General features: G+C 38.7%; 10 protein-coding genes. 6 read left to right on the plus strand and 4 right to left on the minus strand.

Going from position 1 to position 13,662, the window contains the following annotated elements:
* Nucleotides 1-204 precede the first annotated feature (204 nt).
* Nucleotides 205-2,259 carry a TonB-dependent receptor domain-containing protein gene (locus tag BLV99_RS07710; RefSeq protein ID WP_092689370.1) on the plus strand — a complete coding sequence of 685 codons (2,055 nt, stop codon included), beginning with the start codon at nt 205-207 and terminating at the stop codon, nt 2,257-2,259.
* 38 nt (nt 2,260-2,297) lie between these two features.
* Here BLV99_RS07710 and BLV99_RS07715 read toward each other — a convergent pair whose 3' ends face one another.
* Both BLV99_RS07715 and BLV99_RS07720 read right to left on the minus strand, forming a co-directional pair.
* A complete protein-coding gene (locus tag BLV99_RS07715) occupies nt 2,298-3,305 on the minus strand; it encodes a hypothetical protein (protein WP_086184747.1) in 1,008 nt (335 codons plus the stop codon).
* A gap of 14 nt (nt 3,306-3,319) precedes the next feature.
* Nucleotides 3,320-4,348: an alpha/beta fold hydrolase gene (locus BLV99_RS07720; RefSeq protein WP_092689372.1), complete on the minus strand. Its 1,029-nt coding sequence runs from the start codon at nt 4,346-4,348 to the stop codon at nt 3,320-3,322.
* Nucleotides 4,349-4,664: 316 nt separating this feature from the next.
* On the opposite strand from BLV99_RS07720, the gene BLV99_RS07725 reads away from it, so the two are divergent.
* The gene (locus BLV99_RS07725) at nt 4,665-5,279 is read left to right on the plus strand and encodes a carbonic anhydrase (protein WP_092689374.1); all 615 of its coding nucleotides are present in this window, start codon (nt 4,665-4,667) and stop codon (nt 5,277-5,279) included.
* A gap of 353 nt (nt 5,280-5,632) precedes the next feature.
* Here the strand turns inward: BLV99_RS07725 and BLV99_RS07730 are convergent, their stop codons facing one another.
* Nucleotides 5,633-6,217 carry an arylesterase gene (locus BLV99_RS07730; RefSeq protein ID WP_425283534.1) on the minus strand — a complete coding sequence of 195 codons (585 nt, stop codon included), beginning with the start codon at nt 6,215-6,217 and terminating at the stop codon, nt 5,633-5,635.
* 56 nt (nt 6,218-6,273) lie between these two features.
* On the opposite strand from BLV99_RS07730, the gene BLV99_RS07735 reads away from it, so the two are divergent.
* Complete coding sequence (locus BLV99_RS07735; protein WP_092689382.1) at nt 6,274-7,002, plus strand: ABC transporter ATP-binding protein; 729 nt, start codon at nt 6,274-6,276, stop codon at nt 7,000-7,002.
* Nucleotide 7,003: 1 nt separating this feature from the next.
* Entirely contained in the window at nt 7,004-9,475 is a 2,472-nt protein-coding gene (locus BLV99_RS07740) for an ABC transporter permease (protein WP_092689386.1), read from the plus strand.
* A 31-nt stretch (nt 9,476-9,506) separates the two neighbouring features.
* Here BLV99_RS07740 and BLV99_RS07745 read toward each other — a convergent pair whose 3' ends face one another.
* The gene (locus BLV99_RS07745) at nt 9,507-10,319 is read right to left on the minus strand and encodes a rhomboid family intramembrane serine protease (protein ID WP_092689389.1); all 813 of its coding nucleotides are present in this window, start codon (nt 10,317-10,319) and stop codon (nt 9,507-9,509) included.
* Nucleotides 10,320-10,398: 79 nt separating this feature from the next.
* Between BLV99_RS07745 and mtgA the strand changes: the two genes are divergently transcribed.
* Nucleotides 10,399-11,073: a monofunctional biosynthetic peptidoglycan transglycosylase gene (mtgA, locus tag BLV99_RS07750; RefSeq protein ID WP_086184740.1), complete on the plus strand. Its 675-nt coding sequence runs from the start codon at nt 10,399-10,401 to the stop codon at nt 11,071-11,073.
* A 503-nt stretch (nt 11,074-11,576) separates the two neighbouring features.
* On the plus strand, nt 11,577-13,658 hold the full coding sequence (ppk1, locus tag BLV99_RS07755; RefSeq protein ID WP_086184739.1) for a polyphosphate kinase 1: 2,082 nt from the start codon (nt 11,577-11,579) through the stop codon (nt 13,656-13,658).
* Nucleotides 13,659-13,662 lie beyond the last annotated feature (4 nt).

The raw sequence follows: 13,662 nt of genomic DNA on the forward strand, positions 1-13,662 counted from the left end.
GAACTCAGTTTTAGATTGTGCAGAAAACATATAGGTCAAACTTAAATTTATGATGAAAATCGCTAATCTTGTTTAAAATCCCCTCATAAAAGAGAATTGTATTGATAATTATTATCAATATTTATTGCAATCCGATTACTTTTTGTTACACTGTGCGACGAAAATTGCAATACTTATCCACTATTTGCCACTTGGGGACCTTGAATGACCAAGCGTATTATTCGATCTGCATTATCTCTTTCTGTACTTTCTGCTATAGCTTCATTTACCTATGCAAATGAAGAAAAAATACCGTCTGTTTCTGAGCCAGTTAAGTTAGAAACCATCGTTGTTACAGCAGCGGGTTATGAACAGGATGTGAGTAAAGCACCTGCGTCAATGACAGTGATTAGCAGCGAAGAATTAGAGGCACGGCAATATAATGATATTACTGATGTGCTCAGAAATACTCCAGGTGTGGTCGTTTCTGGAGCAGGCTCCGCACAAACTATTAGTATTCGTGGGATGGGGTCGGATTACACACTATTTTTGGTGAATGGTAAACGTCAATATTCTAAAGATGTGAATCCGAATGGTGATGACAGCGGTTTTGAAAAAAATATCTTACCGCCAATGGCAGCTATTGAGCGTATTGAAGTGATTCGTGGGCCTGCATCTACTTTATATGGTAGTGATGCTATGGGCGGTGTAATCAATATTATTACTAAAAAAGTCAGCGATGAATGGTCAGGCACAGTTGAATTAGGGACTGTTCTACAGGATCAGGGTAATTCTGGTGATATTAAGAATGCTTCTGTATATTTAGCTGGGCCGTTGATTGCAAATAAATTAGGTATGCAACTTGGAATTAATAAGCAAGAGCGTGAAGAAGATAATTATGTCGGTGGCTTCCGAGGTACGGAAGTAGAAAGCTTAAATTCCCGTTTTACTTATTTGATTAATGATAATCATGATTTAGAGCTTGAAGCAAATTTCACAAAACAGCAATCTGAATCAACTGCGGGAAAAACCATTCTAAGTACAGGCGCTGATTCATACGGACGAAATTATCGTGAAGTATTTGGCTTGACTCATAATGGTCATTACAGCGACGTACTAAACAGTAGTTCATATATTCAGTATGAAAAGTCCAAAAATCCAGATCGTAAAAATAGCACTTCAGGTTTAAGTGGCATTGAGCTGGAAACTTTACTTGCCAATACACAATGGAATTGGCAGTTAAGTAATCACAATTTAATTTCTGGGCTATATTTTAAAAATGAGTCGCTCGTTGATAGTGCGACAAATCAAAATACAAACATGCCTGTAACGGAATTAGAGCGTTGGGCATTTGCTGTGTTTGCAGAAGATACATGGTCGATTACAGATACTTTTAATTTAACAACTGGTTTACGTTATGATCATGATGAAAATTATGATGGTAACTTCTCACCACGTTTATATGGTGTGTATAACCCAACAGATGCATGGACATTCAAAGGCGGTGTATCCACTGGGTATAAACAACCCGATTTAAGAGCTTCATCTAGTGATGTGCATTCTGTTACAGGTAAAGGCAGCGCCTTTATTATGGGGAATGAAGATTTAAAACCAGAAAAATCATTAAGCTATGAATTAGGAACTGCATGGCAGGGTGACAAGGCTAAAGCTTCATTAACCGCATTCTATACTGAATATAAAGATAAAATTACTGAAGTCCGTGATTGTTCATCTCCAAATGGAAGTAATACAAATTCTGCAACGTGGGCATGTGTAGACCCATTTGGTCGTATAGATGCAGCAACGGGGAATGTTCGTCTATGGAATTTTATTAGTTCACAAATCAATGTAGATAAAGCCACAATGCAAGGGGTTGAAGCATCTTTTGCAACTGAACTGGCTGAAGGTGTAAATTTAAATACCAATTATACTTATATGGAAACTGAGCAAAAATCAGGTAATTTAAAAGGTCAACCATTAAACCAAATGCCAAAGCATATGTTTAATGCAACAGTGGATTACAACATCAATGATGCTTTAGATGTTTGGACACGTTTACATGCTCGTAGTGAAACGTCTTCTTATTTGGGGCGGGCATCAATGTCTAAACCAACACCTGCATATCAATTCCTCGATGTTGGTTTTAACTATAACTTTACTTCAACTTTAAAAGGTAAGTTTGGTGTATATAACATCTTAGATAAGAAAGCTGAAAATGCAGATGGCGATCAAATCTTAGATGGTCGTCGCTACGGCATTAGTTTTGTTGCTAATTTTTAGATCAGTAATAATGAAAAAAGCCGCATTAGCGGCTTTTTTTATGCCTGAATATTTAAAATTTTCTGCGCTGTTTCAGCATAATAAAATTTCTCTAAATACACTCTGGCACGTTCACGTAAATATTCAGAGGAAACCAAATTTTGCATCACAGGGGCTAATAAATGCTGTAATTCTTGTTGAATCAGCGCTTCATCAATATTTAAATCACGAAGTAATAAGTCAAAACTATGTTCTTGATTACGGACATACCAAGCATAAACGCCATCATGAACCTGTTGTTTTAAATATTCTGTTTGACGGATATGATCCCAAATTTCATGCCCTAAATTGACAGTATTGGGAAGGTCTTGAATTTCAATATAGTTCTTCAAGACGCTTAAAGGCATATCTTTAATTTTATGCCAAAGATTGGCCTGAAAGTGATACAGCTTGTCATCATCAAAATGTTGATTGAGCACATGCTCACTCATTTGGCTAAGTTTTAAAATATTTTTTTGTAAATAATGTCCGATGGTGTCATTTAAATTGGAATCTGTGACCGTTTCTAAAACAGATTTGCCCATTTTCATAAAACTGGACATACCTGGCATGCGTTTAGCCATGACAGAGTTATCTAAATAATCTTGAATAGAGTGCTGAATTAATTGGGTAATCATGGCTGAAAAGGCAGGGCTATTCACCACAGTTTTAATTAAACGCTGACGATGAGCACTTTTACTTGCCACATATTGGGCAATTTTATCGACGGTGAGTACGGGAATTACATCGGCAATTAGCGTGTTTTCATTGGCAGGATGAATTAAAGCAAAACGAAGGTGTTCAGCAATTTGCTCAATGAGAACAGGACTGGCAGGCGTGGCTAAAATTTGCTTTTGTAACAGGGCATTGATGTGTTCAAATGACCAAATGTTCTGTAAGGTTTGTTTTCTAAACCAATGATAAAAATTTAAAAATTCGCTTTGAATGGTGGCAGCATGCGAAAACTCTTGCGCTAAAAAGTCAAGATGAGCATCTATTAATTGCTCAATCATCGGGTGTTTCTGCATACTGTCTCTGCAAGCTAATTTAAAGGAATGAGTTTATCAGCAAGTGGGTTTTTTAGCTTTTGGGTTTTTGCTAGAAAGGGTAAATAGTGTAAAGCCACTTGTTGTTCTGCTTCTAAAATCGGCATATGACCGACATTGTTTAAAATCACAGGCGTTTCTGCACGCTTTAATAAAGACTGTAATTCACTTGCTGCTTCAACATTAATAATTTTATCTTGCTTGCCCCAGAGAATCAGTGTCGGTGCTTCAATGGTACGTGTCAGACGGGCAAAGGACTCAGGGGTGTAAATACGATTGAGTGTCACGATTTGATCAATCATTTTACGGGTTTGTGCAGATTGTGAAATCAACATTTTTTCTTGTGCTTTTTTAAAGTAAAGCGGTAGTTCTGGTGGTGTTTGCATGACTTGACTGAGTACATCTTCTAAATCACCCGGTTTAGAAACAATCAAATTTTTTAAAAAATAAGGATCTTTGGTATAGGCTGTATTGGCTTGTTTATAAATTCCTGCGCTATTGAGTAAAAACAAACTTTGAGTATCGAAGGGATACTGTGAGGCATAAATGGTTGCAATTGATCCGCCCAGTGAGTGTCCTGCAATATTCAGTTTAGTTTCGATATTAATTGCTTCAACAAAACGACGTAAGCGTTCCGTGACATTGGGCACAGAGAGATCAAAATTATCTGCAACTTTGGTTTCGCCATTGCTGGGAAGGTCTGGAATAATCACATGATAATAAGGCGTTAAAAAATGTGCTACGCCATTCCAATTGTCACGATTTCCTGCCAAGCCATGAATGAGTAATACAGCAGGTTTATTGCTGGAACCACCTTCACTATAGCTCCAAGTAATGTCATCAATTTTTATAGTTTTACTGCGTAAGCCTGCTGCATGACGTTCTTTGGCGAAATAATTCTGTAAAGAAAGCGGTGCATCGGTCACTTTATTGGTTGCTGCATATGAAAAATGAGGCACACTGATTGCAAGTGCTAAACACATCGTGCTTAAGATGCGAGATAAAATCGAGTGTTGCTGTATCATTGATCATTATCCTTAATGTGTTCATGACGATAATATTTATAGAGGATATGATAAAAATAATCTAAATTTAGACTGCATTTTATTTTTCTAGAAATGTCTATAGCTTATTGTAAGTATTATTAAGAAAATGTCACTGTATTGTTTGTTGAATTGGGTAGCTCGAAAGCTTAGAAGTGTGAACTAGATTTATTTTTTATGTGAAATAAATTTTTTTGTAACGTCATTATAAACTCGATAGCTATTCGTTTTTGCAAGTGACTTTCATTTTTACAGCGATTAAAATGTTCCAACTTCAAAATATTCTGGTGGGAAAGAAATGCTAACAGCTCAAGAAGCTTTAGAACGTCTTAAAATTGGTAACGAACGTTTTGTATCTGGCGAGACGACCCATCATAAACAACTGAGCCATCAGGAACGTGCAGAAATGGCGGGAGACCAAAACCCGTTTGCTATTGTTTTAGGCTGCTCAGACTCGCGTGTTCCTGCTGAAATGGTCTTTGATCAGGGGCTGGGTGATTTATTTGTGATTCGTGTCGCAGGCAATGTGGTTGCACCTTCTCAGGTGGGTAGTGTTGAATTTGCTGCTGAACGTTATGATTGCGCAGTGGTTGTAGTTTTAGGTCACAGTCATTGTGGTGCTATTCAAGCCACGATTGATACATTGATGAATCCTGCCAGTCCACCATCACAAAACTTAATGTCCATTGTAAACCGCGTGCGCCCATCGGTTGAAACCTTGTTGCAGACAGAATTGAAGGATGATTTGGCTAAACTATGCAAACATGCGGTACGATCAAATGTTTTTGCATCTGTGAATCAGTTGCGTCATGGTTCTGCTGTACTGGAAAACCTGATTGCTAAAGGTAAGTTAAAAGTGGTTGGTGCAGAGTATTCTTTAGAAACAGGTGAAGTATTGTTCTTTGATTTTTAAAATCAAATAAATTTCAATGATTCATAAGAAAGTGTTTATAAACCTAATGTCAGCCGGTTAAGAAATTGACCGGCTTTTTTATTTTAAATTCATGATGTTATTTGATACGCGGAAACGTCATCTGCAACTGTTCGAGGCAAGACTACTTTGAAAAAGTAAGGTTTCTGCGATTAATTGATCAATAAAAGGTATTTGACGAGTTTTGCTGATGACAAATGCCTTTGGTTACTTTGGGCTTATCCAAAGTAATAAATGAGCTCCAAGTATTTGATTTAACAAATATAAGACTCCGTCATGAATAACTAAAAAGCTAAGGAGTTAGTTGTAAAATCTATTAACTGACTAGCATTAGTTTATAAAGCGCCTTTTATATAGGGATAAGCATTGTTCAGTAAAATGCTTTGCGCTTTTGCATTCGGGTGAACCAGATCGGATTGCATCAGGTTTTTATTGCCTGCAACGCCTGTTAAAAAGAAGGGCATCAATTTAACTTTGTATTGTTGGCTGACAATAGTGTAATTTTTTTCAAAAGCTTGACTATAAGCCGTGCCATAATTGGGTGGAATTTTCATGCCCAAAACAACCACCGTCGCTTTGGCTTGCTGACTTTGTTGAATTAAATTGGCAAGGTTCTTTTGAATCAAAAGTGGCGATTGACCACGTAAACCATCATTCCCACCCAATTCAATCACGACAATTTGTGGTTTATAGGTTTTCAATAATTTCGGCAAACGTGCTACAGCACCACTGCTGGTTTCACCACTCACACTGGCATTGACCACTTTATGTTTTTTCGGATACTGTTGGTCCAAACGCTTTTGTAATAAATAGACCCAACCTTGTTCTGCTTGCATGCCATATGCTGCGCTAATACTATCCCCCACAATCATAATGGTTTTAGCAGAAACCACGGCTGGAATAAGACACAGGCTGAACATCGCCAAGTAAGAAATTCCACGAATTTTTAAATTGCGATTTTGCATATAGAGATATTATGACCCAAGTTACTCACGATCATTGCATCATGCCACAAGTGATTATTTCTGCACAGCAACTGACACAAAAGATCAAAATTGCACAAAAAGAACTACGCATTTTTGAAAATTTAAATTTTGAAATTTATGCGGGTGAGCAAGTGGCAATTACGGGGCGTTCGGGTTCAGGAAAATCGACCTTGCTTGGAATTTTAGCCACGCTAGATCAAGCCAGTGCAGGAAAATTAACAGTTTGTGGAGAATCGATTGCTGAATTAAACGAAGAACAACGTGCTTTGGTGCGTTTAAAACATATTGGATTTGTTTTTCAATCTTTTCAACTGTTACCGCATTTAACTGCGGTTGAAAATGTGATGTTGCCACTGCGCTTACAAAAGAATTTTAATTTTGCAGCAGCTGAAAAAAAAGCCTTGGCGTTGCTGAAAAAAGTGGGTTTAGAACGACAAGCGACACAAACGCCCAAAGTCCTTTCCGGTGGTGAGCAGCAACGAGTTGCGATTGCGCGGGCTTTAATTAGTGATCCGCAAATTATTTTTGCCGATGAACCGACAGGTAATTTAGACACACAAACAGCCGAAGAGATTGAGCAATTATTATTTCAGCTAAATCGTGAATTGGGGACAACCTTGGTTTTGGTGACGCATGATCCAAAACTGGCTGAACAATGCCAGCGTCATTTTGAATTGTTAGATGGCCATATAATTGAACATCGTAACGGTGAGGACTGAAATGAACCCTCTATTTCAACCGTTACTCAAACAAAGTTTTAAAAGTAGCGGTGTTTACTTACTGATTATTGCGCTGGTTTTAGCCATTAGTGCGACCACAGCACTAAAATTTAGCAATGAACAAATTCAAAATGCTGTGGCACTACAAGCCGCAGAAATGTTAGCAGCGGATTTGGTTCTGAGTGACAATCAGCCATTGGAAAAAAAGTGGCAAGATCAAGCAAATCAATTCGCGTTACAACAATCTAAAGTCACCACATTTAGTTCAATGGCACATACCCATGAGCAGTTTGTGATGGTGAATGTCAAAGCCATTGATGATGCCTTTCCGTTACGTGGAGACATTCGGGTTGTGCCAACAGCAGACAAAATTCAAGCAGGGCAGGTTTGGCTCAGCGCTCGTGCTCTGGATTTATTGCATGTCAAAGTCGGTGATACGGTCAATATTGCCGATGCAAGCTTCAAGGTCACGGCTCAAATTGAACATGATTCCAATCAAGAATTGGGCTTTTCAGGTTTTTCCCCTACGGTGATTATTGCTCAAGCCGATGTTGCTCGAACCCATGCCATTCAAGTGGGCAGTCGGGTTGAATATCGTTTATTGATGGCGGGTACGGCAGGGCAAACCAAGCAATTTGAGCAAAATTTCAAATTGCAGCAAGGTCAAGGTGCAGGTGCTGAAACACCAAACGCAAATGAACAAAGCAGCCTTAGGTTACGCAATGCCAGCGAAGGCAATACTCGTTTAATGAAGCCGATTGCCAACTTAGATACCTTCTTACAACTGACCAATATTTTGACTATTTTATTGTGTGGTATTGCGATTGCCTTAACCAGTCAGCGCTATGTACAACAAAATCAGGACTATATTGCGCTCATGCGTTGTATTGGTGCAACGAAGGCTCAGATTCTTAACGCATATTTAGCTTTATTGAGCGTGGTTTTAATGGTTGCAATGGCGATTGGCAGTTTGGCAGGAGTTTCACTCGGCTATGGCTTGCTACAACTGATGCTACAGTTGATTCCACATCTGCAGATTCAATTTTCTGTGTTGGATTTGTTGCTTGGGCCATTGCCTATTGCAATGCTCACCAGCGCCGTAGTATTGCTTGGATTTATTGTGCCAAGTTTATGGCAACTGTTGAATACACCGCCTATTCGTGTGATTCGTCAGCAAGAAAAAACGGTGCAGTCGATGCTGTGGATGCTACTGATGGGCACGGCAAGTTTGGTGTTGTTTAGTATTGTACTGACTGAAAATATTGTGCTCACCACTTGGGTGATGGGGGCGATTATTTTATTGTGTACTGTGCTGTATATGCTCATTTGGGGCTGGCTGAAATTAATCAAAAGCTTAAAAATATCCATTTCAGCTTATGTACGTGCGCCTTATCAAACAGCATTTCAAATTACCGCTTTGGCACTGGGCCTAAGTCTAATTACCGTATTGGCGGTGCTGCGAACGGATTTGCTGGAGCGTTGGCAGCAACAATTACCTGAAGGCACGCCCAATCAATTTGTTTATGGTTTACCACCATTTGATATGCCTGTATTCAAAGCCCAGCTTGAACAACAGGGTTGGCAGAGTACACCATTATATCCCAATATCCGTGGGCGATTGGTGGCGAAAAATGATCAGCCCTTTGCAGAGCAATTGCTGAAAAGCAATAATTCTTTGCGTCGTGAATTAAACTTAACCCAAACCACAGAATATCCGACTGACAATAAAATAGTGCAGGGCAGTGCAGCATTAAAACAGGTCGGTGATGTGTCTGTTGAAGTCAAAACTGCAGAAGAACTGGGAATTAAGATCGGAGATCGGCTGACCTTTAGCTTGCCTGAAGGTTTGGTTCATGCCAAAGTCATTAATTTGCGTAGTGTGGAATGGGAAAGTTTTAGCCCCAATTTTTTCTTTATTTTTGCACCCAAAACCATGGATGAAAATGCAGGCAGTTATTTAGGCAGTTTTTATGTGCCAGAGCAGGATAAAAAGCAATTGGTTGCTGTGATTCAGCAATTTTCCAATACGGTTTTTATTGATGTCAGTTTGATCTTGGATGAAGTTAAACGCTTAGTAAATGTATTAGTGCAAATTATTACCATTTTGGCGTTGTTGGTGAGTGTGTCAGGTATTTTGGTGCTCATTGCTTGCTTGAATTTATTGATGGATGAACGTAAACGTGAAGTGGCCTTGCTACGTTCGTTTGGTAGTTCTAAACAAAAGCTAAAACAAATGATGAGTTTGGAGATTGGTTTTATTGGATTTGTGGCGGGTGTGGTTTCTTGTCTGTTTGCAGAAGTGATTAGTGCCATTGCGAGTTATAAAATGAATCTGGCAATTCAGGCACATGGGGAAATTTGGCTGATTTTACCGATTCTGATGACCTTACTGTGTGCCTTGATTGGACGTTATCGTTTAAGTTATCTTTGTGATATTCCACCTTTACAAAGTTTGCGAGAGATCAATCAATGATCTTTCATCTGAAATAGGTGATTTATTTATGTTAAAAATGAAGTTGTGCGCGCATAGCGCTAAGAATTTGGCGCCAAATCGGTTCAAGGATTTGAACTTGTTGCATGCAGTAATCATAAAATAAATAACAGGTCACTGCGCCCACAGCTAAGCCGATATAAACACCCAAATTCGGTTTATGTATCCGTTGTCCCATATACCAAATAATTGCCAATACAGCGCCCATCAGCATACCGCCAATATGGGCTGCATTATTAATTCCGGGCATGGTGAAGCCAATCAATAAGTTAATCCCCATTACCATGACCAAAGTTTTTTTATCTAAAATAAAGCGTTGCTTGGGTAAAACAGGAAATAAAGATAAAATCGTTAATGCGCCACCAATGCCCATGACTGCACCAGAAGCACCCGCACTGACGGTTGGAAAAAGTTCAGGATTTTGGGTTTGAAGCAGTTCGAAGGTGTTTTGAATGTCGATGAAACCGCTGAGCAAGCTGCCCATAAGACCTGCAAAAATATACAAACCTAAATAGTAAACCCGACCAAAAAGTTGCTCAGCGACACTGCCGAAAATATAGAGTGCCCACATGTTTAACATGAGATGAATTAAGCCAAAATGAAAAAACATGCTGCTAAACAGGCGGGTGGGTTCCTCTAAAAAGGTTAAAGGTGCATAATCAGCGCCCCAATGAATAGCATCGACAAGACTGGGACTGCTAATATTTACCCCTGTGAGCACTTGCCAGAGAAATAAACTGACATTAATGGCAATAAAAAGTGCAGTCAGCCACCAAAGGTGAACCTCGGGTTTACTTCGAATTGAGGGAGGTGAAAGTTCAGCCATGCTATTCTTTTATAATCTTTGCTATATTCAGCTTCAAGCTTAGCATGAAAAAATAGATATTTTGGAGTAACTCACTGACATGAAAGCTTTTATTGTTCGTAGTTTGTTAATACTTGTCAGTTTGGTACTTTTAGTACAACTTTGGATTTTTGCAAGTCTGGTTTGGTGGCGCAGCCATCCGGTAGAAACCACCATGATGATGCGGATAGATTATTGGTCTGAACCGTCTAAGCCAATCAAACATGAATGGCGTGATTATGATCAAATCAGTGACTATTTGAAACATGCGGTGGTTGCAGCCGAAGATGGTAAATTTTTACAACACAATGGTTTCGATTGGGCCGGCATGCAATTTGCCTTAGAACGTAATAAAGATAAAGGTAAAGTGGTTGCAGGTGGTTCAACGATTTCACAGCAATTGGCAAAAAATCTATTTTTATATAATAAGCGTTCATTTCTGCGTAAAGGTCAAGAAGCAGTTGCCACGTGGATGATGGAGCGGGTCTGGTCAAAAGAACGGATTTTAGAAGTATATTTAAACTCAGTTGAGTTTGGTGAAAATATTTATGGTGTCGAAGCAGCAACACAGCATTATTTTGGTAAAAGTTCGAAAAATTTATCGCGTGAACAGGCTGCTTTCTTAGCTGCAATTTTACCGAATCCAAAATATTATCAAGACCATCGTGAAGATCGGAAATTAAAGTATCGTAAACGTATGATTCAAAAATATATGCGTTATAGCCATATTCCTTAATTCATGATTGTAAAAAGCCCAAATTATTGTAATGTCAGTTAGTTAAGAGATTGATTGGCATTTTTTTAAATTCATGATGTTGTTCGATACACGTAAACGTCATCCGCAACTTGAGCAATAAATAAAGCACGGCTTTATTTTGCAGCGCAAGGCAAGACTACTTTGAAAAGTAAGGTTTCTGCGATGAATTGATCAATAAAAGGTATTTGACGAGTTTTGCGGTGAGAATAGTTTTAAATAAATTATTTAAAACTATTCGCAATATACTTTTCTTACAAAGCGCTGCTTCTCATTTTGGCTAAACAAAAGAACAAACGAGCTCCAAAAATTTGATTTAAAGCGATAAGACTCCGTCGTGAATAACTAAAAAGTTAAGGCGTTCATTGTAAAATCCCTTAACTGATTCAGCATTATAAATTATTGAGCTTTTTTTATGAAATTGTCACAATTTTGAAGCATACTTAAGTGAATACGAATTACTTTAAAATATGCATAGGTTAGGTATGAATACTGCAGCAGACCCATCTCCTACACAAATAGAATATACATATAATGATCGCTATATTAACCGTGAACTTTCTATTCTAGATTTTCATCTTCGTGTATTAGAACAGGCGGTTGATCCTCTGCATCCTTTGCTTGATCGCATGAATTTTTTGCTTATTTTTTCCCGTAATCTAGATGAATTTTTTGAAATTCGTTTTGCTGGTTTGATGGAGCAACTTGATTTAGGCAATGAAAGTCGCAGCCCTGATGGTTTAACCCCAAAACAAGTGCTAGATACTATTTCTAAAACAGCGCACGCAGCAATTGAACGCCAATACCGTATTTTAAATGAAGCAATTTTGCCTAAATTACGTGAAGAAGACATTTGTTTTTTACGTCGTGGTGAGCTGACACCTGCTCAGTCTGCTTGGATTAAAAAGTATTTCCAAGAACAAGTTGCTCCTGTTCTTACCCCAATTAGCCTTGATCCAGCGCATCCATTTCCGCGGTTGGTGAATAAAAGTCTAAACTTTATTGTGACTTTGGAAGGAAAAGATGCCTTTGGTCGTCAAATTGATTTAGCTGTTGTTCCTGCACCACGTTCATTACCTCGCGTGGTACGTTTACCTGATGAGCTGACCGATGGCAAAGAACATCATGTTATGTTGTCTGCCATCATTCATGAACATGTGTCCGACTTATTCCCAGGTATGACTGCGACAGGTTGCTATCAATTTCGCGTAACACGTAATGCAGATTTGGCATTGAATGAAGATGTTGAAGACTTAGCCAAAGCATTAAAAGGCGAATTGAATTCACGCCGTTTTGGTCGTGCGGTACGTTTAGAGGTGACCCACAATTGTCCTGAACATATTTATGAGTATTTACTCAATGAATTTGATCTTGAAAAAGAGCAACTTTATAAAGTGGATGGGCCAGTTAATCTTGCACGATTACTCTCGAATTTTAAACGTCCACATTTACGTTATGATTCACATACGCCCATTATTCCAAAAGTTCTGAAAAAATCTGAAAATATTTTTTCTGCTATGCAGAAACAAGACATTTTGTTACATCACCCATTTGAATCATTTGCACCTGTGATTAATTTATTGCGTGAAGCTGCACGTGATCCGCAAGTGCTTGCGATTAAGCAAACCTTATATCGTAGTGGTCCCGATTCTGAAATTGTACAAGTGTTGGCGGAAGCTGCACGCAATGGTAAAGAAGTCACCGCAGTCATTGAATTACGTGCACGTTTCGATGAAGAGTCGAATATTGAAGTGGCAAATGTACTGCAAGAAGCGGGTGCTGTGGTGGTCTATGGCATTGTGGGTTATAAAACCCATGCCAAAATGATTTTGGTGGTACGCCGTGAAAATAACAAGCTTGTGCGTTATGTACATCTAGGTACAGGTAATTATCATGCAGGTAATGCGCGTATTTATACCGACTATGGATTGCTCACCACAGATAAAGAGCTATGTGAAGATGTACATCGTATTTTTCAAGAATTGACAGGCATGGGGAAAATGGCGAAGTTGAAAAAACTTCTACATGCACCATTTACCTTACATGCGCAACTTGTGAATTATATTGATGAAGAGATTGCCAATGCTAAAGCAGGTAAGCCTGCACAAATTATTGTCAAAGTGAATGCTTTAACTGAAATGCAGTTGATTAACAAGTTGTATGAAGCATCTCAAGCAGGCGTACAAATTGATTTAATTATTCGCTCTATTTGCTGTTTACGTCCGGGTTTGCCGGGGCTTTCAGAAAATATTCGTGTGCGTTCAATTGTCGGACGTTTCTTAGAGCATACCCGTGTTTATTACTTTGGTAATAATGGCAATGCTCGAATTTACTGCTCAAGTGCCGATTGGATGGATCGTAATTTATTTAATCGTGTTGAGGCATGTTTCCCAATTGAAGATCCCGCGCTGAAAAAACGTATTTATCAGCAAGGTTTATTGACTTATTTACAAGATAACCAACAAGCATGGTTGTTGCAAGGAGATGGAACGTGGGTACGTGCTCATGTTGCGTCAGGTCAACAGCCACATAATGCGCAAAGAATATTACTAGGCTTAATTAAATAATTTA

Origin of the sequence: Acinetobacter kyonggiensis (assembly GCF_900107285.1) — a bacterium.
GTDB lineage: Bacteria > Pseudomonadota > Gammaproteobacteria > Pseudomonadales > Moraxellaceae > Acinetobacter > Acinetobacter kyonggiensis.